Below are 19235 nucleotides of genomic sequence, written 5' to 3' on the forward strand. Positions count from 1 at the left end.
AGCCGGTCCGTACGGGCCGACCCGGGTGCGGGCGGGTGCGGGTGCGGGCGCGCGGTGCGGCGGGGCGCCGGTCAGTCGCGTACCGGGAGCACCAGCCGTGCACCGGTGCGCGGATGGGCGACGACCTCGACCGGCTGCCCGTACACCGGCGAGAGCAGCTCGGGGGTGAAGACCTCCCGCGGCACGCCGTCGGCGGCGATCCGGCCGTCGGCGACGACCGCAGCCCGGTCCGCGTACGCCGCGGCGAGCCCGAGGTCGTGCAGCACGACCACGACCGCCGCTCCGTCCGCGGCCCGCTGCCGGCACAGCCGCAGCACCAGCTCCTGGTGCCGCAGGTCCAGTGCCGCGGTGGGCTCGTCGAGCAGCAGCAGCGAGGTGCGCTGGGCGAGCGCCCTGGCCAGGGCCACCCGGGCCCGTTCACCGCCCGACAGCGCGGAGAAGGGACGCGCGGCGAACTCGGTCACCTCGGTGAGCGCCATCGCCTCGGCGACGGCCTCCTCGTCCTCGTCCTCCCACGGCGTACCGGCCCACGGGGCCCGGCCCATGGCGACCACCTCGCCGACGGTGAACGGGAATGCGAGCGCCGCCGACTGGGGCAACACCGCCCGCCGCAGGGCGAGTTCGACGGCACTCCAGTGCGCGGCGGGCCTGCCGTCGATCTCCACACCGCCCGCCTCCGGGACGAGATCGGCCGCGAGCGCGGCGAGCAGGGTCGACTTGCCGGCGCCGTTGGGGCCGACCAGCGCCAGCACTCGCCCGCTGGTGACGGCCAGGTCGGCGCCGTCCAGCACCGTGCGTCCGCCCAGCCGCACCCGCAGCCCCCGCACCGCGGCGACGGTGGCTCCGGGCGGTGCCGCCGCCGGCGGCAGCGGCGGCCGGCGCAGCGAGCGCAGTGGTGCGAGCAGGTCCCTGATCACGCCCAACCTCCTTGTTTGCGACGGGTTCTGCGCAGCAGCCAGAAGAAGAACGGGCTGCCGACCAACGCGGTCAGCACCCCCAGCGGCAGTTCGGCCGGCTGCGCGAGAGTGCGGGCGGCCAGATCGGCGACCAGCAGCACCAGTGCGCCGGCCAGGGCGCTGCCCGGCACCAGGAAGCGGTGACCGGGCCCGGCCGCCATGCGCAGGAGATGGGGCACCAGCAGCCCGACGAAGGCGACGATGCCCGAGACCGCGACCGCCGCGGCCGTCAGCAGCGCCACCACCAGGACCAGCACGATCCGCAGCCGCTCCACGTCCACGCCCAGGTGGCGCGCCTGCCGCTCGCCGAGCGAGAGCAGGTCCAACTTCCGCGCGTACAGCGGCGCCAGCAGCAGACCGGCCAGCGCACACGGCAGCACCGCGAGCACCTTGGGCCAGGTGGCCTGCGAGAGCGAACCCAGCTGCCAGAAGGTGATCTGGGTGATCTGCGCGTTGTCGGCGAAGAAGATGGCCAGGCCGATCAGCGCCATGGCGAAGGCGTTGACCGCGACACCGGTGAGGATCAGCGTGACGACCTCGGTCCGTCCGCCGGCCCGGGAGAGCAGATAGACCACCAGCACCGTGATCAGCCCCGAGACGAAGGCGCAGACGATCAGCGTCCAGTTGCCCAGGAACGTCAGCCCCAGGGCGATCGAGGCCACCGCGCCGACGGCGGCGCCGGCCGAGACGCCGATGACGCCCGGCTCGGCCAGCGGGTTGCCGAACACGCCCTGCATCAACGCACCCGCGCAGCCCAGGGAGGCGCCGACCAGCATCGCCAGCACCACACGCGGCAGCCGTACGTTCCACAGCACGCTCTCGCCGACCCGGTCCAGCGGCGCCCCGCCGAGCCCCACCCGGTGCAGCAGCGAGCCGACCACGTCACCGATCGGGATGTCGTAGGCGCCGATCCCGGCCGCCAGCAGCGCGGCCACCACGACACCGGCCGCGAGTCCCAGCGTCAGCAGCGAAACACGGGCGCGCGGCAGTCGACGGGAGGCGCCCGCCGCCGTGGACGTCGGTGACGGCGGCGAACTCCCGTCGGGCGGCGGCGACTTGACGAGCGCGACCGTACGCCCGCCGGCGCCCGCGGGACGGGCGGTGCCGTCAGTGGAGCCCGTACCGCCTGCGCCGCCAGCACCGCCCGTACCGCCTGCACCGCCCGTACCGTCTGCGGGGTCCGTGCCGCCCGTGCCGGGTGACGCGTCGTGGGCGGTGGAGGTCACTGTCCGCCTCCGTGGAACTGCTCGACCAGGGAGCGGATCACCTTGTCGGTGCGCGGTCCGTAGTTCAGGAGCACTCCGTCGTCGACCGAGGCGATGCGCCGGTCGAGGCCGGCCGGGGTCTCGGCGATGCCCGGGATCTTCAGCAGCCCCTCCACCCCGTCCACCGAGTCCAGGCCCTTGGACATCACCAGGATCACGTCCGGTGCGGCCTTGGCGAGCGCTTCGCTGGTGATCGCCGTGAAGTCCTTCTTCAGCCCGGACTCCTTGCCCGCGTCCACCCCGCCCGCGGCCTCGATCAGCGAACTGGCACCGGACTTCGCCCCGCCGAGCAGATAGACCGAAGCGGCGCCGCGCAGATAGAGGAACGCCACCTTCGGCTTCTTCGCGTCAGGAATGGCCTTGCGCGCGGCGGATATCCGCTTCTCGGTGCGCTCCTTCAGCTTCCGGCCTGCCTCGGGGACGCCGAGCGCGCCGGCCACCGCGTCGATCCGCTCGGCCACGTCGGACAGCGCGAGGGCGGGCGGAATCACCAGCAGGGGAACCCCGGCGTCGCGGATCTGGCCGATCGCCTCGGACGGGCCCGTCGTGCTCTCGGCGAGCACCAGCGTGGGCTTGAGGGAGAGCACGCTTTCGGCCGAGACGTCGTGCGCGCGGGTGACCACGGGCAGCTTCTCGGCCTCCTCGAAGGTCGCGGTCACATCGCGGGCCACGACGCGTTCGCCCAGTCCGAGCGAGTGCACCAGCTCGGAGAGCGAGCCGGTGAGCGGGATGATCCGCTCCGCGCTCCGGACCGTCACCTCGCGGCCGTCGGCGGACTCGACCGTCACCGGCAGTTCGGGTTCGGGCGCGGGGCCGGGGAGCGGTTCCACCCGGTCGGCTATGGCGGTGGCGCCGGACTTCTTCCCGTCCCCGCCGCCGCTCCCGTCTCCGGCGGAGGAGGAACCCCCGCAGCCGGAGACCACCAGTACGAGGGCCAACAGGGCCGATACGGCACCAAGTTGGCGTTTAGGTGGATGCACGGTGCACTGCCTTCCATACTCGGGGGTTCCGACGCGCTCGCCGATAGCTTAGGTTAGCCTTACTTTGCTTCTCGCTCCCGGGTCCGTTCGGAAGGACTTCGCATGCCCACGGGCAGAACCTCGCGTCTCCACACCACCGCCCTGCTCGCCGCGCTGCTCGGCGCGCTGCTGTTCGTGCCGCCCGCACCGACGGCCGACGCCGCCGACCGCACGGTGCAGGGCGGCCGACTGGACTGGGGCATCAAGAGCTCCTTCCAGAACTACGTCACCGGCCCCATCGCCAAGGGGAGTTGGAGCCTGTCCGGGGGCGCCGGGACCGTCGGCGAGAAGCTCTTCCGCTTCCACTCCGCCTCCGGCGCCTACGATCCGGACGCCGGTTCGCTGAGCTCCGCGTTCGGCGGCGGCGTACGGTTCACCGGCCACACCAAGGCCGACGGCGAGAACGAACTGGACCTGACCGTCAGCAGTCCGACCGTCCGCATCAGCGGCCGAACCGGCACCCTGTACGCGGACATCCGCAGCAAGGCCAGGGGCAGCGGGCAGATCAGCGACCGCCGCCAGGTGCCGATGGCCTCGCTGAACCTCGGCGGCGTCGACATGCGGGGCGGCGGGAGCGCCGTCGCGCTGAACGGCGTACCCGCCACCCTCACCGCCGAGGGCGCCAAGTCCTTCGCCGGCTACTACGAGGCCGGCACCCCGCTCGACCCGATCAGCCTCTCCGTCGACGTCAAGCCGGCCAAGGAGGCCTCGGCCGGGGACGGGCCCGGCGGGCCGGGCAAGGCCGAGGAGTCCGAGAAGCCCGGGAAGGACGGGACCTCCGAGAAGGCCGGCACCGTCGCCGACGCCGCTCTGGACTGGGGCGTGCGCCGCACCTTCCGCGAGTACGTCGGCGGACCCATCGCCGAGGGCCGCTGGAAGCTCTCGGGAGGCGCCCGGGACGGCGGCGCGCTCTACCGCTTCCCGGGCGAGAAGGGCCGTTTCGACGCCGAGAAGGGCGAGTTGAGCGCGGACTTCGGCGGCAGCGTGCACTTCACCGGCAAGGACCTCGATCTGACGCTGGAGAAGCTCTCCGTCTCGGTGAAGAAGAACAAGGGGACGCTGCGCGCCGACGGCACCGCCATCGCCACCTTCGACGCACCGCTGAAGCCCGAGAAGGGCCTGCTGCTGGTGGAGGAGGCCGACACCGAACTCACCGAGGACGGGGCGAAGCTCTTCGGCTCCCTCTACAGGGCGGGCACCGAGATGGACCCGCTGACCCTCGCCGTGGCCCTGGACGAGGACGCGAAACTGCCGGCCCTGCCCGACCTCGGCAGCGAGCCCACCACCGAACCCCCCGCGAAGAGCGCGCAGTCGGACGGGAAGGACGCCACGGACTCCACGGCGTCCGCCGCCACCGATTCCGGCGACTCCGGCACGCCCGTACTGCCGCTCACCCTGGCCGCCGCGCTCCTCGTGGTCGCGGCCGGCGCAACCTGGTTCGTGCGACGCCGTCGTACGGCCGCCACATCCGTCAACTCCGAGGAGCAGGCCCCAAGATGACCGCGATCTCACGCAGTGTGGCGCTGGCCGCCGCCACTTCCACGGCGCTCATGGCCACCGCCGCGTTCGCCTACCCCGCGCTGGCCGCCGAGCGAGCGCCGAAGGCCGCCGCGTCGATCGAACTGACCGACGGCACCCTGGAATGGGGCGTCAAGGAGTCGTTCCGCAAGTACGTCACCGGGATCGCCATGGGCGAGATCACCGTCGACGAGGGCGCCGAACAGGCCGAGAACAACGGCGTGTTCACCTTCTCCGGCGGTACCGGGACCTACGACACCGGCACCCACGCGGTCGACACCTCCTTCGAGGGCGGCGTCAACTTCGTCTCCAAGATCCACGGTTTCGACATCAAGCTCGCCGGTGTCGAACTGGTCACCGAGGACCGCGAGTCCGGGAAGATCATCGCGGACGTCACCCTCAACGGCGAGACCACCGAGGACGTCGACCTCGCCGACCTCGACCTCACGGACGTCGCCCCGGGCAGGGGCGACGGCGGCGAGATGACGTTCGACGACATCCCGGTGACCCTCACCGCCGAAGGCGCGGAGGCGTTCAACGGCATGTACGAGGAGGGCGCCGAGCTCGACCCCGCCAGCCTCACCGTCAAGTCCGCAGCCACCGGCGGCGGTACGGGCGGTACGGGCGGCACGGGCGGTTCCGGCGGCGACGGCGGTACGGGTGGCACGGGTGGTTCCGGCGGCGACGGCGGTACGGGTGGCTCCGGCGGTACGGGTGGTTCCGGCGACAGCGCGGGCACCACCGGCGGCAGCACGTCCGGCGGCGGCTCCACCGGCTCCGGCGGGTCCACCGGCGGCGGCTCCGACGCCCCGTCCGACGCCGGCACCGTCGTGGACGGAAACCTCGACTGGGGCGTCAAGGAGTCCTTCCGCAAGTACGTGGTCGGCCCGATCGGCAAGGGCAAGGTCGAGCTGAAGGGCGGCGCGAAGGAGAACGGCGACGGCTACCGCTTCCCGGGCGGCAACGGCGAGTACAACGCCGACACCCCGGCACTGGACGCCGCCTTCGACGGCGGGGTCGACTTCCTGGCGCACGCCGAGGGCGACGGCTACGCGCTGGAGCTGAAGTTCTCCGCGTTCAGGATCGACGCGAAGGCCGGCGGCAGCTCGCTGATAGCCGACGTCTCCTCCAAGGACCGCGAGTCCGGCAAGGTCACCGAGCACAAGGGCCTGGCCCTGGCCAAGCTGACCGTCGCCGCGGACTCGCTCACGCCCGAGGACGACGTCATCACCCTCCAGGACGTGCCGGCGACCCTCACCAAGCAGGGCGCCGAGGCGTTCGGCGGCTTCTACGAGGAGGGCGAGGCCCTCGACCCGGTGACCGCGGCCGTCTCGCTCTCCGACGATGCCGACCTGCCGGACGGCGACGGCTCCTCCGGCGGCTCAAGCGGCGGCTCGGCAGGCGGAGTTGACCCCGCCTCGGTGGGTGGCTCCTCGGGCACGGCCGGTACCGTGGGCGGGTCCGGGGCCCTCGCGAGCACCGGTGCGAGCGGTCCCACCGTTCCCCTCCTGGGCGGCGCCGCCGTCCTGGCCACGATCGGTGCGGCAGCGGTGTACGCCACCCGCCGCCGCTCCACGGAGAGCTGACGGTCCAGCCCTCCTCACACCGTGCCCGCCGGACCCTCCACCGGCGGGCACGGCCGTGTCGCTACGCCCGGCCTCGCGGCGCCCGGCGCACCCCGGGGACGCGCGTGCCCGATCGTCAGGCGTCCCACGACGGCTTCGCGCCGGGAGTTGGGCAGAACCGCCGCGGCTCAGCGCGGCGGTCCCACCGGAAAGGCGTCCACGAAGTCGCGTCGGCTCGGCGCGGCGAGCGAGACCCGCGCCCACGACCCGTCACGGAAGCCGAACTCGCAGGACTGGCGGCCGATGTCCGGGCGGGGGCGCAACCACGCCACCTCGGACCGGTCCACAGTGAAGCCCGAGTCCACCGCTCCCAGCATCGACGGATGCGCGCGGGCGCACTGTACGTACACCACCCGCAGGTGCCGATCGCTGAGCTGTACGAGGTGGGTGACCCCGGTGGTCGGTGCGCGCGGGAAGAGCGCTGCCGCGAACCGGCCCGCCTGACTGTCCCAACCGCCGCCAAGCGCACGGCCCCTGCCGCGCGGATGGCGTTCCGAGAGGTAATCCAGGAGAAGCGAGAAGGGGTGTCCGAGCAGGTCCCACAGAGTGAGGCCGACCAACAGGCACCGGCCCAACGCCCGCCAGAACCCCCGCCAACGGTCCCCGGGCATTCGCAACCCGTCGAACGCGAGCGGCCTGCGCCTTCTGCGGGGCCGACGAAGGCGGTGCCCGGGGCTGAGGTGATGCGACGCCACCAGCCGCTCGTCGGCCGGCAGCACCAGCGCTGCCCGCTCCACGACCTCCCGCTCCCTGCCTGTGTACCCGCTCCACCGCTCCGCCGGCTCGAACGGCGAGAGGCACTGCGCACCTGTGGCGGAGGGGGCGGTGGTCCCCGGCCGGGGCGCAGCCTCGCCGATGGGCTCGGGCGCGTGCGCGAGAGGGGAAGCGACCGCAGGAGCGGGTACAGGCACCGGGTCGGCTGAAGGAAGCGCCGACACCAGCGCCGGTACCGGCTCCTCGAACCGCATGCGCACCCAGGAAGAGTCCGTGAACCCCAGGTCGTAGACGCCGCTGGTCTCACTGGTGTCGTGCAACCGCACCCAGGCGATCTGCGCTGTCGGTACCGACGGGCCGGGCTCCGCCGCGCCGTGCGGACTGCCTCGCCGGCTCCGCTGCACATAGGTCAACAGCAGCCGTTGGTCGGTCAGTTGGAGCACCGGAACCACGTCCGTCGTGGTCGCTCGCGGGTACAGCGCGACAGCCAACATGTGCGCGAGGCTGCCTCGTACGCCCCCGAGCGGCTCCGGCCCCGACTTGCCCGAGGAAGAACCGAACCCGAAGATCCTGCCGAACAGGTGGTCGAAGAAGTCGCTCATGCGCCGAAGGGGCCAGCCGGGCGCGTGAAGAACTGTCCACATACCGTCCTTGACGCCCTCCCAGCGGTCGCCCGGCATCCGCTGCCCGCGCAACACCTTCGGACGGCGCCACCGCCTCGGGCACTTCAGCCCCGTCCCGGGCCAGACCTCCGCCGAAGCCACCAACCGCTCACCGGCCGCAAGAACCACCGTCGCGCGCGCCAGCGCACCGTCGCCTGCCGCCCCCGTACCCGTCGGCCCGCCCCCTCCGACTCCCGACACCGTCGGCTGGCCGTACATCTGACTCATCCACTCGCTCCCTGCACCGATCTGCCCACGCCCCGATCGGCCGCACGGTGCTCGGCGGGCACGTGCTCTCCCGAGCCCGTCACAACTGCCCCCGCAGCCACAGCGTGTGACCAACCGTCACGTTAGACGCGTACGGACAGGGCGCGGAGCGCTTCCGGTCGGCGCGCAGGTCGATACGGCGTCAAAGCGCTGCGAACCGATCAGTGATCCTGGTCACTGGGGCCGGAGACAGAGCCGGCAGGCGCCGCCGGTGTGCCTCCGCACCGCTCCGGCCGGCTGAAGTCCATTGCGCCCAGGGCCAGTTGGCGGGCAAGCGGTCACACCCCGAGGAGCTGCTCCGGCTCGTCGAGCCAGAAGTGGTGGCCATCCGTGTCGACGGTGACGCCGTACCGGGTGAAGTGTGGCCTGCCCGCCGTCCGCCACCGCGTGTAGGCGTGCACCACCTCCGGCCACAGGTCCCTCGGACCCCACGCCCGCACCGCACCGGGACGCCACCATCTGCCGTGGTCGACCAGCGCAACCGACGTACCCGCGTCGTCCCAGAACTGCGCCTGGCGCTGCTCACCCTCCCCGCGCTGGTCGAAGGCGATGTCGGGCACGTGCAGACCGAGAGCGAAGTCCTGTGCGTGGCCCCGGTCCACGACCTCGGCGGGGGAGATGACGGAGGCCGATCTGCGCGGCTCGCCGAGGGGAGCAACTGTGTTCACCGGACGATGACCCCGGGCCCACATGTACCAGGCGGTCCCCTCGAAACGCCCGCGGCCGACACCGGAGGCAACTCTCAGCCTCAGCAACCCGCCTGCCGCATAACGGGTGTTGAACGGTGCGACGATGACGCAGCCCTCGGCGGCCTGCGCCAGCCAGGAGCGTGGGATCTCCCGCACCGAAGCGCTGGTGAGAATGCGGTCGAACGGCGCCGAGCCCGGGTGGCCCAGGAGCCCGTCGCCACACACCGACTCGGCGCCGTACCCGGCGTTGCGGAGGTTGGCGCGACCCCACGCGGCGAGCGCGGGGTCGACCTCCACACTGGTGATCTTCCCGGCGCCGGCCCCCTCGCACAGCAGCGCGGTGTCGTAGCCCGAGGCGGTGCCGAGGTGCAGTACGCGGTTTCCCTGCTCGACCTCCAGCAGGTTGAGCTTCTCGAACACGATGTCCGGTGCCGAGAGGGACGAAGTGAAGTCACCGCGGGAAGGCCCGCACCTTGGGGTGCGTCCGTCGTCCATCTGCGTGATCAGCGAGCGGTGAGCGCCCCACACGTGCCGGCGCCACGACTCGACGTCGGCCTCGCGGTCGACCACGGGATGCAGACCGTCTGCGCCCCGCTCCTGGGTCCAGAACCTCCTGGGAGCGAACAGCTCCCGGTCGACCGCCTCGAAAGCCGGTCGCAGCCAAGGGGACCTGAACGCACCCATGGCCGCGAGCTCCCCCGCACAGATCCCACGGTAATCCACCAACGCCCCCCTACTTCTGCGGCCGCCCGACACGAGTGGTAACTCCCACTCGGCCCGTTCGGGCACGCCCGACGGTGAGGTTGTTGCGGCTGCCGCCAGGGGAGCCGGTGGTGGAGCTGCGCCGTACCACGCGCACAGCGGACGGTACGGTCGTCGAGTACGCGGTCGGAGTGCACGCCGCCTCGCGGTTCGTCTGGCAGTACGAGTTCAGGCTGCCGGACTCCGGCGCCGGGGAGGGCGGGGCGACATGAGGTTGACGGAGGCCGAGCGCGCGGACGCGCTGCTGGTCTGGGAGTACCATCGGATGGGACACCGGGTGGAGTCGGCCTCGGTGGCGGTGGGGCTGGGCAGTCACGATCTCGGCGTTGCCGACGTGGCGGCGCGCCTGTATCTCGCCGGTGCGGTGCCGCGGTTGCTCTTCACCGGCGCCAACAGCGCGACCACACGCGCCTCGATGCCCCGCGGCGAGGCGGTGCACTACCGCGAGCGTGCCCTCGCTCTCGGGGTCCCGGCCTCGCACGTGCTGGTGGAGCCGAGGGCGACCAACACCGGTGAGAACATCACCCTCTCCCGTGCGCTGCTGGCGCGGGAAGGTGTGGAGGTGGCGTCGGTCGTGCTGGTGAGCAAGCCGTACGAGGAGCGCAGGGCGTACGCCACTGCGCGCAGACTGTGGCCCGACGTCGAAGTCCTCTGCGCCTCCGCCGAGTTGGGCTTCGACGAGTACGTCGCAGCGATCGGTGACGCGAAGAAGGTTGTGGACATGCTGGTCGGCGCCCTGCAGCGGCTCGTGGTCTACCCCGGGCAGGGCTTCATGATCGCCCAGGAGGTCCCGGCCGAGGTGGACGCGGCCTTCCGGCGCCTGTGTGCGGCGGGCTTCACCAGTCGCCTGGTGGGCGCTTCGGCGGCGCGGGGGTGAGCGCGGCCGTCTCCGTGGCCCCGCCGGTCGGTGGGGCCACGGAGACGGTGAGCCGTCAGGCGCTGAGGCGGAAGTGGCGGCCGAGGTCGCGGAAGACGGCGGTGTTGTGGTCGAAGGTGCGGTTCACCTCGTCGATGATCCGCTGCTTCTCCAGATCGTCCGCCGGTACGGCGTCGAGCAGTTCGCGGTACTCGCGCTTGAACGCGGCGGGGTTGCCGACCGACTCGAAGACGTAGAAGCGCACGCCGTCGCCCTTGCGCTCGAAGCCCCAGGTCTTCTCGGCGGTGCCGCGGATGATCTGGCCGCCGGAGAGGTCGCCGAGGTAGCGGGTGTAGTGGTGGGCGAGGTACCCGCCGGGCCACTCCCGTGCGACCTCGGTGATGCGGGCGGCGTACGCCTCGGTGGCGGGCAGCGGTCGCAGGTCGGCCGCCCAGTCGGTGCCGCCGTGGAGGTGGCACAGGTCGCGCTCCAGCGCGGCGACCCGGAAGAGGTCGGAGCGGATGAACGGCCCGGCCACCGGATCGTCCAGGAGCCGGCTCGCGGGCTCCTCCAACGCGCGGTAGACGAACCAGAGTTGCTCGGTGTAGCGGGTGTACGCGTCGACGCCGAGCCTGCCGCCCAGGAGATCGCTCATGAAGGACGAGTTCTCGGCCTCGGTGTGCTGCTTCTGCGAGGCCGTACGGATCAGCGTGGAGAACGGGGTGGAGTCGGACGCGGCCAAGGTGGGCCTCCGGTGAACCAGGACGAAAGGGAAGGGGCGGCGGTATTCCGCCACCGCCACCGCAGATAATGCTACTTAGGCTTACCTAAGTCAATCCCTTTCCGACGCTCTGTCGGTAACTTGAGCGTATCCCCGTCCCGGCACCCACAAACGGGCCCGCCCCGGGTCGTGCGGGGCGCGAGATCCGGACACCGAGTACCGGGCTCTCCCGACACCGGGCTCTCCCGACACCGGGCCCTCCCGACACCGGGCCCTCCCGACACCGGGCCTCCCGACACTGGCCCTCCCGACACCGGGCTCTCCCGACACCGGCCCCGCACAGCGTCGCGCCCCGGCCGGGTGCTCGCCGGTCGGGGCGCGAAGTCGCAGGAAGCGCAGTGGGGACTGGTCTCAGGGCAGGGTCAGGACCTCGGCCCCCGAGTCCGTGACCACCAGGGTGTGCTCGAACTGGGCGGTGCGCCGCCGGTCCTTGGTGACGACGGTCCAGCCGTCCTCCCACATGTCCCACTCGTGCGTGCCGAGTGTCAGCATCGGCTCGATGGTGAAGGTCATGCCCGGCTGGATCACGGTGGTCGCCCGGGGGTCGTCGTAGTGGGGGACGATCAGCCCGGAGTGGAACGAGCTGTTGATGCCGTGCCCGGTGAACTCCCGTACGACGCCGTAGCCGAACCGCTTGGCGTAGGACTCGATGACCCGGCCGATGATGTTGATCTGGCGGCCGGGGCGGACCGCCTTGATCGCCCGGCGCAGCGACTCCTCGGTCCGCTCGACCAGCAGCCGGGACTCCTCGTCGACCTCGCCGCAGAGGTAGGTTGCGTTGTTGTCGCCGTGGACGCCGCCGAGGTACGCGGTGATGTCCAGGTTCACGATGTCGCCGTCGCGCATCACCGTGGAGTCCGGGATGCCGTGGCAGATCACCTCGTTGACCGAGGTGCACAGCGACTTGGGGAAACCCCGGTAGCCGAGCGTCGAGGGGTAGGCGCCGTTGTCGCAGAGGAACTCGTGCGCGACCTCGTCGAGTTTGTCCGTGGTCACACCGGGCGCGATGTGCTTCGACGTCTCGACCAGCGCCTGCGCGGCGAGGCGTCCGGCCGTCCGCATCCGTTCGACGGTCTCGGCGTCCTGCACCTCCGGACCGGTGTACGGGGTCGGCGCCTCCTTGCCGACGTACTCGGGGCGCGTGATCGACGCGGGTACGCCTCGCTGCGGGGAGACCTTGCCGGGGACGAGAGTTGACTGGCCAGACATGGCCGAGAGTCTAGCCGTGGTGTGAAGCGCCCCTTCGGGGCAGCATGAAGCCATGGCACTCTTCCAACGCAAAACGACTGGCAAACCGGGCGAGTGGTACTACTGCCTCAAACACCGGAAGGTGGAGGAGGGCCCGGAGTGCCCCGCCAAGGACCGCCTCGGACCGTACGAGTCACGCGACGAGGCCGCGCAGGCGATGGAGATCGCGCACGAGCGGAACGTGAAGTGGAGCAACGACCCGCGCTGGCAGGATGCCGAGCCGCGGAGCGGGGATTCCGACGAGGGCCGGGGCGGCGGTCCCGGCGACGCCCCGGAGGGCGGCGGGCGCTGACGACGAACACCGACCACGGCCCGGCGCGGTGCGCGGCCCGCACCGGACCTGAAGGTTCCGTCCGAACAGCGCCCGAAAAGCCGCCGCGGGCTGGCAGGATCTTGGTATGACAACCTCCGAAAACACCGGATCCGCCAAGCCCGCTCCCAAGGACCCCTGGGACCTGCCGGACGTCTCCTCGCTCGTCGTCGGCGTCCTCGGCGGCACCGGCGACCAGGGCCGGGGGCTGGCCCGCCGGCTCGCCCGGGCGGGCCAGAAGGTGATCATCGGCTCCCGCGCCGCCGACCGCGCCCGTACCGCGGCCGAGGAACTCGGCAACGGCGTCGAGGGCGCCGACAACGCCGAGTGCGCCCGACGCAGCGATGTCGTGATCGTGGCCGTCCCCTGGGACGGGCACGCCGCGACGCTGGAGGCGGTGCGCGAAGAGCTGTCCGGCAAGCTCGTCGTCGACTGCGTCAACCCGCTCGGCTTCGACAAGAAGGGCGCCTACGCGCTCAAGCCCGAGGAGGGCAGCGCCGCCGAGCAGGCCGCCGCGCTTCTGCCTGACTCCCGCGTGACGGCCGCCTTCCACCATCTGTCGGCGGTGCTGCTCCTGGACCCGGACATCGAGAAGATCGAGACCGACGTCCTGGTGCTCGGCGAGGTGCGGGCCGACTGCGAGATCGTGCAGGCGCTCGCCTCGCGCATCCCCGGGATGCGGGGCGTCTTCGGCGGGCGGCTGCGCAACGCGCACCAGGTCGAGTCGCTGGTGGCCAACCTGATCTCCGTCAACCGCCGCTACAAGGCGCACGCGGGCGTCCGGCTGACCGACATCTGAGCCCGCGGGCCGCGCCCGTCCGGTTCTGAGCCCGTCGCGCCCGTCGCTCACCGAACCCGTCGCGGCCCCGAGCCCGTCGAGGACGTCGAGGGGGCATGGGGGACAATGGTGGCGTTCCGCCGCCCGTCGCACCCCGAAGGTCGCCCCATGCCCCGTATCGCCGTCTACTCCCTGCTGGTCTGCGTCCTCGCGCTGGCCGCGGCCGTGGTCTCGTTCGTCCAGGGCAGCTGGCTGGGCATCGTCTGGGTGCTGATGTTCGGCGTCTCGTCCAACATGACGTGGTTCTACTGGCGCAAGGCGCAGATCGACCGGCAGCGCGCGGAGGCCGCCGCCCGGCAGCCGCAGTCCGGCTGCGCCGGCGGCCCCCGCGCCTGAAACGCCGCGCGGCTGAAACGCCGCGCGGCTGAAACGCCGCGCCTGACGCCTCGCGCCTGAAACGCCTCGCGCGTGAGCGTCCCGCGCCCCGACCGCCGCCCCGTGCACGGCGGTTCACAGCCGCACGACGGGCTCCTCCTGCCAGAAGCGGAAGAACTCCAGCCCGTAGTAGATGTCGTCCTGTCGCACGCCCAGCCACTCCAGCGCGGGATAGACGCAGTCCCAGAACGCGCCGTCGACCGCGGGTATCCACAGGCAGGCGAAGACCAGCAGCAGCCCGTACGGCGCCGCCGGCTCCAACCGGTGGCGCAGACCGCGGGGCAGCCAGGGCTCCAGCACCCCGTAGCCGTCCAGCCCCGGGACCGGGAGCAGGCCGAGCAGCGCGGCCGTGACCTGGAGCATCACCACGAAGGCCAGGGCGAAGCGGAAGGCGAGCGGCGCCTGGTCCATCGCGCCCAGCCGGAACGGTACGGCCAGGGCCAGCGCGAGCAGCGCGTGGGTCGCGGGCCCCGCCAGGGCGACGAGGCCGCGTCGTGACCGGCCGGCGACCCCGCGGCGCTCGGCCGGGGCAGCTCCGCCGGGCAGCCCTATGCCGCCCATGACCAGGAAGAGCACCGGAAGCAGCACGCTCAGCAGGGGATGCGCACCGTGCGTCGCCGGGAGCGACTCCCGGGAGCCGGAGCCGTCGTGCAGCGCCGCCACGGTGTGCGCGTACTCGTGCAGGGAGAGCGAGAGGAGCCAGGCGACCAGGACGAAGGCGAAGACCCACAGCCCCGTCAGCGGCGGCAGATCCCACCACACGGCCGCCCCCGAGGTGCCGGCGAGCGCCACCGGGACGGCGAACGGGGCGGTTGTCCGGTGGTGCGCCCGGGTGGCTTCCATGGGCCACCAACGTACCTGCACTGACCTGCGCCGTTGATCGAGGGGAGAATGGGCCCGTGGGCTACCGCTATCAGATCCTCGGAACGACCCGCGTGCACCGTGATGACGGCAGCGCGGTGCCGATCGGCGGCGCGCGGCTGCGTGCCCTGCTGACCGCACTGGCGCTGACCCCCGGTCAGGACGTACGTACGGACGCGCTGATCGCCGCGGTCTGGGCGGACAGCGATCCGCCGGCCGACGCGCAGGGCGCGTTGCAGGCGCTGGTCGGGCGGCTGCGCCGAGCGCTGGACCACTCCGCGATCGCCTCCGGCGGCGGCGGATACCGGCTGGTCGCCGAGCCCGCGCAGGTCGACGCCGGCCGCTTCGAGCAGCTGGCGGACGCCGGTTCCCGGGCGCTTCTGGCCGGTGACGCGGCGGGCGCGGTGGAGCTGCTGGACGAGGCGCTGGGCCTGTGGCAGGGCTCGCCCTACGCGGACCTCCCGGACGCCGGGGGAGCGGCGGCGGTACGGGCGGAGGCCGGCCGACTGGAGGCCGCGCGCACCCGCGCGGAGGCGCGCGTCGCGCTCGGCGAGGCCGGCGCCACCCTCGCCGATCTCGCGGTGCTCTGCGCCGAACACCCGCTGGACGAGCCGCTGCAGGCGCTGCGGCTGCGCGCCCTGCGGGACGCCGGCCGCCCGGCCGAGGCACTGGCGACGTACGAGGCGGTGCGCACCGAGCTGGCCGAGCTGCTCGGCGCCGACCCCGGGCCCGAACTGCGCGCCCTGCACGCGCAGTTGCTCACCCAGGCCGTGCCCCAGACGCTGCCCGCGGCCGACCCGGAGGCGGCCGGCGGGCCGTCCCCGGCGGAGCCGGCCGAGCCCGTCCGGCCGCCCGGAAACCTGCCGACCCGGCTGACCTCCTTCGTCGGCCGCGAGGAGGAACTCGCCGCGATCCGCACCGAGTTGGGCGCCTTCCGGCTGGTGACGCTGCTCGGCCCCGGCGGCGCGGGCAAGACCCGGCTGTCGCTGGAGGCGGCCGAGGCGCTGGCCGCGCAGTGGCCGGACGGAGTGTGGCTGGCCGAACTGGCGCCGGTGCGCGAGGCGGCGACCGTCCCCGAGACGGTGCTCACCGCGCTGGGCGGACGGGACACGGCCAGCAGGGCGACAGCCGCGCACGGACTGCGCACCGTCACCGACAGCGCCCCTCCCGACCCGCTCGCGGAACTGGCCGAACTCTGCGTCGGGCGGCGGATGCTGCTGCTCCTGGACAACTGCGAGCACGTCGTCGACGCCGCCGCGCAACTCGCCGAGACGCTGCTGGTGCAGTGCCCCGCGGTCACGGTGCTGGCCACCAGCAGGGAGCCGTTGGGAGTGGCGGGGGAGTCGGTGCTGGTGGTGGACCCGCTGCCGCAGCAGACCGCCGAGCGGCTGCTGGAGGAACGCGGCGCGGCGGGCCGTACGGGGTTCCGCGCGGCGCAGGACCCGGAGGCGGTCGCCGAGATCTGCCGCAGGCTGGACGGGCTGCCGCTGGCGATCGAGCTGGCCGCGGCCCGGCTGCGGTCGCTCACCCCCAGGCAGCTCGCCGACCGGCTGGACGACCGGTTCCGGCTGCTCAACGGCGGCAGCAGGACCGCTCTGCCCCGGCAGCAGACGCTGCGGGCGGTCGTCGACTGGTCCTGGGAGCTGCTGGACACCGCGGAGCGCGAGGTGCTGCGGCGGCTCGCGGTCTTCTCCGGCGGTGTCGCGCTGGAGCAGGCCGAGCACGTCTGCGGCGGTGGCGGGGTCGACACCCGGGACGTCGCCGTCGTCCTCGGCTCGCTGGTCGACAAGTCGCTGCTGGTGCCGGTGGTGACGCCGGACGGCGCGATGCGCTACCGGCTGCTGGAGACCGTCGCCGAGTACGCCGCCGAGCGCCTCGACGAGTCGGCCGAGCGGACCGCGGTCGAGCGCCGCCACCTGGTCTGCTACCGCGAACTGGCCCGTACCGCCCGTCGGTTGCTGCGCGGCCCCGAGCAGCTGCGGGAGCTGGACCGGCTGGAGCGCGAACACGACAACATCCGCGCCGCGCTGCACCGGGCGGTGGACGCCGGGGACGAGCAGGAGGCGCTGAGCCTGACGCTGAGCATGGGGTGGTTCTGGCAGCTGCGCAACCACCGCGGCGACGCCCGGCAGTGGTGCGCAGCCACCGCCGCTCTGGGGCCGGACCCCTTCGCCACCGGCCGGCCGGCCCCCGACGTGTCGACGCGCTGCACCGATGTGCCGCCGCCGTTGGACGGGGAGCTGCTGCCCGAGGCGCGGCGGCAGGTGCGCATGCTGGGGCTGGCCGTGGCCGACCAGTCCGAACTCGACGACGAGCGCCAGGTGCGGCTGGTGCGGGCGGTCATCGACAGCTACCGGCCCGACCAGCCTCAGGTGTGCCACAGCGTCGGCCCCCTCTGGTACTACGCCAGACTGCTGGCCGGCGAGGTGGAGTCGCTGCGCGACGATCTGGACCGGACGGTCGCCGGCTGCCGGAAGCTGGACGACGACTGGGAGCTGGCCTCCGCGCTGCGGCTTCGCTCACGGCTCCGCGGCGGCGCCACGCCCGAACTGCGTGCCCGCGCGGTCGCCGACGCGGACGAGAGCCTGGAGCTGTTCGGCCGGCTCGGGGACGGCTGGGGGATCGCCGAAGCTCTCTCCGGACGTTCGGAGATCCGGGAGGCCGACGGTGAACTGACCGGCGCCATAGAGGACTTGCGCGAGGGCGTACGGATCGCGGGCGAGCTGGGCGATCTGGCGCAGGAGCAGCTGTTCCGGGCCCGGCTGGGCAATCTGCTGGTGGAGGACGGCCGGGCGGAGGAGGGCGAGCGGCTGCTGCGCCGGACGCTGGCGGAGGGCGACCGGCTGGGCAGCGACACCCTGACACTGACCAGGATCTATCTGGCCACCCTGCTCGGGAGGACCGGGCGGACCGGGGAGTGCCGCGGCCATCTGGACGCGCTGCTCGCCGAGTTCGTCGGTCGCCGGGAGCAGCAGCGGCTGGTGCACGGCATGGTGGACGCGCTCTACGGCTGGCTGGAGCTGCTGGACGGGCGGCCCGAACAGGCCCGCACCCGGCTGCTGCTGGCCGCCGAACGGGTCCGGCATCCGGTCGGTCGGCTGCTCGCCTCCGAGCTGGCCGGGGTCACGCTGCTGCACGGTTCGGAGGCCGCTGCCGCGCTGGACCGGCCGTCGGACGCCGCTTCGCTGCTCGGCGCGTTCGACGCGCGGCACGGCGCGCAGACGCCCCGGCTCAGCCTGCTGCACCAGGAGTGCCGCGCCCGCGCCGAGCGCGCGGCCAGGTCGGCGCTGCCCGCGACGGCGTACGAGGAGGCGTACCGCGGCGGCGCCGAGCTGAGCCTGAGCGAGGCGATCGGCCTGATCTGAGCGGTCGCGACAACCGCCGGGGACCGCCCGGGGGTTGTCGCGGGGGCCACGGGCGGCGCACAGCAGCGCGCGCCCGGCGGCGCGAGGCCGTGCGCACCCGGTCCGGACGCCGGTGCGCGCGGGTGTGTCAGGTCTTGCTGCGGAACTTGCGGACCGCCAGCGGCATGGTGATCGCGGTGATCGCGGCGCCCCAGAACAGGGTCATCATCACCGGCCCCGCGACCTCGCCCTCGCCGTTCATCAAACCCCTCGCCGCGTCGGCGAGTTGGGAGATCGGGTTCAGATCGGTGAAGGTCTCCAGCCAGCCGGGCATGGTGGCCGGGCTGGCGAAGATCGAGGAGGCGAACTGCAGCGGCATGATCACCAGCACACCGAGCCCCTGCACCGCCTGCGGGGTCTTCAGCGACAGGCCGAGCAGCATGAAGATCCAGGTCAGCGAGGCGCCGAAGTAGAGCGAGAGGCCGACCGCGCCCAGGAGTTGGAGCGGGCCGGTCTGCAGTTCGAAGCCGAGGATGAAGCCGACGACCAGCAGGATGAAGGAGGAGACCACCATCCGGCCGATCTCCACCACGACCTTGGCGATCAGCACCGAGGAACGGGCGATCGGCATGGTGCGGAAGCGGTCCATCACCCCCTTCTTGAAGTCCTCGTTGATACCGGTGCCCACCGACATCGCGAGCGTCATTCCGCCCATCGCCATCAGACCGGGCAGCAGGTAGTTGACGTAGTTGCCCTCGCCGCCCGTCATGGCGCCGCCGAAGACGTAGACGAAGAGCAGCGTGAAGATGATGGGCATCAGCACCGCGTCGAACATCGACTCCGGGTCTGCCTTGAAGTGCATGACGTTGCGCCGGACCAGGGCGCCGATGTGCCGCAGATTGGCCCGCAGACCTATTCGGCCCTCGCCGGGGCGGGCCCCGCCGCTCTGCCTCTGCTCCGCCGGGTGGTCCTCCGCGGGCTCCACCGTGTACACCGCGCTCATATGCCGATCCCCTGGAGTGAGTCCTGCGGGCCCTGACCGCCGCCGCGCCCGCCGGGGCCGTTGCCCGGGCCGTTGCCGTGCTGCGCCGGCCCGCCGGGAGCGCCGCCGACGCGACCGGCCGGCCCGCCGTACCCGCCCTGCT

16 protein-coding genes and 1 pseudogene are annotated in these 19235 nt (G+C 72.8%); 8 read left to right on the forward strand and 9 right to left on the reverse strand.

The window, feature by feature from the left end:
* Positions 1–71 precede the first annotated feature (71 nt).
* The 3 genes from MTQ01_RS09135 to MTQ01_RS09145 form a co-directional block, all read right to left on the reverse strand.
* Positions 72–923 carry a heme ABC transporter ATP-binding protein gene (locus tag MTQ01_RS09135; protein WP_374207665.1) on the reverse strand — a complete coding sequence of 284 codons (852 nt, stop codon included), beginning with the start codon at positions 921–923 and terminating at the stop codon, positions 72–74.
* Positions 914–1945 carry an iron ABC transporter permease gene (locus tag MTQ01_RS09140; RefSeq protein WP_247489165.1) on the reverse strand — a complete coding sequence of 344 codons (1032 nt, stop codon included), beginning with the start codon at positions 1943–1945 and terminating at the stop codon, positions 914–916. Before MTQ01_RS09140 ends, MTQ01_RS09135 begins: the two co-directional genes overlap by 10 nt.
* A 233-nt stretch (positions 1946–2178) precedes the next feature.
* Positions 2179–3201: an ABC transporter substrate-binding protein gene (locus MTQ01_RS09145; RefSeq protein WP_247488429.1), complete on the reverse strand. Its 1023-nt coding sequence runs from the start codon at positions 3199–3201 to the stop codon at positions 2179–2181.
* A 102-nt stretch (positions 3202–3303) separates the two neighbouring features.
* Between MTQ01_RS09145 and MTQ01_RS09150 the strand changes: the two genes are divergently transcribed.
* Together MTQ01_RS09150 and MTQ01_RS09155 are read left to right on the forward strand one after the other, a co-directional pair.
* On the forward strand, positions 3304–4740 hold the full coding sequence (locus tag MTQ01_RS09150; protein ID WP_247488431.1) for an HtaA domain-containing protein: 1437 nt from the start codon (positions 3304–3306) through the stop codon (positions 4738–4740).
* Positions 4737–6344, forward strand: a complete 1608-nt coding sequence (locus MTQ01_RS09155; protein WP_247488433.1) for an HtaA domain-containing protein — start codon at positions 4737–4739, stop codon at positions 6342–6344. The genes MTQ01_RS09150 and MTQ01_RS09155 overlap by 4 nt, the downstream gene beginning before the upstream one ends.
* Before the next feature lie 167 nt (positions 6345–6511).
* On the opposite strand, the gene MTQ01_RS09160 is transcribed toward MTQ01_RS09155, so the two are convergent.
* Both MTQ01_RS09160 and MTQ01_RS09165 read right to left on the reverse strand, forming a co-directional pair.
* A complete protein-coding gene (locus tag MTQ01_RS09160) occupies positions 6512–7699 on the reverse strand; it encodes a hypothetical protein (protein ID WP_247488435.1) in 1188 nt (395 codons plus the stop codon).
* Positions 7700–8304: 605 nt separating this feature from the next.
* A complete protein-coding gene (locus MTQ01_RS09165; protein WP_247488437.1) occupies positions 8305–9399 on the reverse strand; it encodes a protein-L-isoaspartate O-methyltransferase in 1095 nt (364 codons plus the stop codon).
* A gap of 113 nt (positions 9400–9512) precedes the next feature.
* Here MTQ01_RS09165 and MTQ01_RS09170 point away from each other — a divergent pair.
* Both MTQ01_RS09170 and MTQ01_RS09175 read left to right on the forward strand, forming a co-directional pair.
* Positions 9513–9689: pseudogene (locus tag MTQ01_RS09170) on the forward strand (UTRA domain-containing protein); the annotation flags it as partial.
* Positions 9686–10354, forward strand: a complete 669-nt coding sequence (locus tag MTQ01_RS09175) for a YdcF family protein (protein ID WP_247488439.1) — start codon at positions 9686–9688, stop codon at positions 10352–10354. The pseudogene MTQ01_RS09170 and the gene MTQ01_RS09175, both read left to right, overlap by 4 nt.
* Positions 10355–10409: 55 nt before the next feature.
* Here the strand turns inward: MTQ01_RS09175 and MTQ01_RS09180 are convergent, their stop codons facing one another.
* Positions 10410–11075 (reverse strand): heme oxygenase (biliverdin-producing), encoded by a 666-nt coding sequence (locus MTQ01_RS09180; RefSeq protein WP_247488441.1) that lies wholly within the window; start codon positions 11073–11075, stop codon positions 10410–10412.
* Positions 11076–11465: 390 nt separating this feature from the next.
* Positions 11466–12323 carry a type I methionyl aminopeptidase gene (gene map, locus MTQ01_RS09185; RefSeq protein ID WP_247488443.1) on the reverse strand — a complete coding sequence of 286 codons (858 nt, stop codon included), beginning with the start codon at positions 12321–12323 and terminating at the stop codon, positions 11466–11468.
* A 52-nt stretch (positions 12324–12375) separates the two neighbouring features.
* Here map and MTQ01_RS09190 point away from each other — a divergent pair, with 52 nt between their 5' ends.
* The 3 genes from MTQ01_RS09190 to MTQ01_RS09200 all read left to right on the forward strand — a co-directional run bounded on the left by MTQ01_RS09190 (position 12376) and on the right by MTQ01_RS09200 (position 13846).
* Positions 12376–12654, forward strand: a complete 279-nt coding sequence (locus MTQ01_RS09190) for a hypothetical protein (protein WP_247488445.1) — start codon at positions 12376–12378, stop codon at positions 12652–12654.
* A gap of 106 nt (positions 12655–12760) precedes the next feature.
* Positions 12761–13471: an NADPH-dependent F420 reductase gene (gene npdG, locus MTQ01_RS09195; RefSeq protein ID WP_247488447.1), complete on the forward strand. Its 711-nt coding sequence runs from the start codon at positions 12761–12763 to the stop codon at positions 13469–13471.
* 147 nt (positions 13472–13618) lie between these two features.
* Positions 13619–13846 carry a hypothetical protein gene (locus MTQ01_RS09200; protein WP_247488449.1) on the forward strand — a complete coding sequence of 76 codons (228 nt, stop codon included), beginning with the start codon at positions 13619–13621 and terminating at the stop codon, positions 13844–13846.
* A 114-nt stretch (positions 13847–13960) separates the two neighbouring features.
* Here the strand turns inward: MTQ01_RS09200 and MTQ01_RS09205 are convergent, their stop codons facing one another.
* Entirely contained in the window at positions 13961–14728 is a 768-nt protein-coding gene (locus MTQ01_RS09205) for a site-2 protease family protein (protein WP_247488451.1), read from the reverse strand.
* A gap of 56 nt (positions 14729–14784) precedes the next feature.
* Between MTQ01_RS09205 and MTQ01_RS09210 the strand changes: the two genes are divergently transcribed.
* Positions 14785–18111: a BTAD domain-containing putative transcriptional regulator gene (locus MTQ01_RS09210; protein WP_247488453.1), complete on the forward strand. Its 3327-nt coding sequence runs from the start codon at positions 14785–14787 to the stop codon at positions 18109–18111.
* A 127-nt stretch (positions 18112–18238) separates the two neighbouring features.
* Here the strand turns inward: MTQ01_RS09210 and MTQ01_RS09215 are convergent, their stop codons facing one another.
* Complete coding sequence (locus MTQ01_RS09215) at positions 18239–19093, reverse strand: ABC transporter permease (RefSeq protein ID WP_247488455.1); 855 nt, start codon at positions 19091–19093, stop codon at positions 18239–18241.
* Positions 19094–19235 lie beyond the last annotated feature (142 nt).

Source organism: Streptomyces sp. XM4193 (assembly GCF_023072595.1).
Lineage (GTDB): Bacteria > Actinomycetota > Actinomycetes > Streptomycetales > Streptomycetaceae > Streptomyces.

Excerpts from the sequence above, each read along its gene's own strand:
- MTQ01_RS09215 (WP_247488455.1), bottom strand. The coding sequence starts at position 19,093 with ATGAGCGCGGTGTACACGGTGGAGCCCGCGGAGGACCACCCGGCGGAG.
- MTQ01_RS09200 (WP_247488449.1), top strand. The coding sequence starts at position 13,619 with ATGCCCCGTATCGCCGTCTACTCCCTGCTGGTCTGCGTCCTCGCGCTG.
- MTQ01_RS09205 (WP_247488451.1), bottom strand. The coding sequence starts at position 14,728 with ATGGAAGCCACCCGGGCGCACCACCGGACAACCGCCCCGTTCGCCGTC.
- MTQ01_RS09160 (WP_247488435.1), bottom strand. The coding sequence starts at position 7,699 with ATGAGCGACTTCTTCGACCACCTGTTCGGCAGGATCTTCGGGTTCGGT.
- map (WP_247488443.1), bottom strand. The coding sequence starts at position 12,323 with ATGTCTGGCCAGTCAACTCTCGTCCCCGGCAAGGTCTCCCCGCAGCGA.
- MTQ01_RS09175 (WP_247488439.1), top strand. The coding sequence starts at position 9,686 with ATGAGGTTGACGGAGGCCGAGCGCGCGGACGCGCTGCTGGTCTGGGAG.
- MTQ01_RS09150 (WP_247488431.1), top strand. The coding sequence starts at position 3,304 with ATGCCCACGGGCAGAACCTCGCGTCTCCACACCACCGCCCTGCTCGCC.
- MTQ01_RS09165 (WP_247488437.1), bottom strand. The coding sequence starts at position 9,399 with ATGGGTGCGTTCAGGTCCCCTTGGCTGCGACCGGCTTTCGAGGCGGTC.
- MTQ01_RS09190 (WP_247488445.1), top strand. The coding sequence starts at position 12,376 with ATGGCACTCTTCCAACGCAAAACGACTGGCAAACCGGGCGAGTGGTAC.
- npdG (WP_247488447.1), top strand. The coding sequence starts at position 12,761 with ATGACAACCTCCGAAAACACCGGATCCGCCAAGCCCGCTCCCAAGGAC.
- MTQ01_RS09155 (WP_247488433.1), top strand. The coding sequence starts at position 4,737 with ATGACCGCGATCTCACGCAGTGTGGCGCTGGCCGCCGCCACTTCCACG.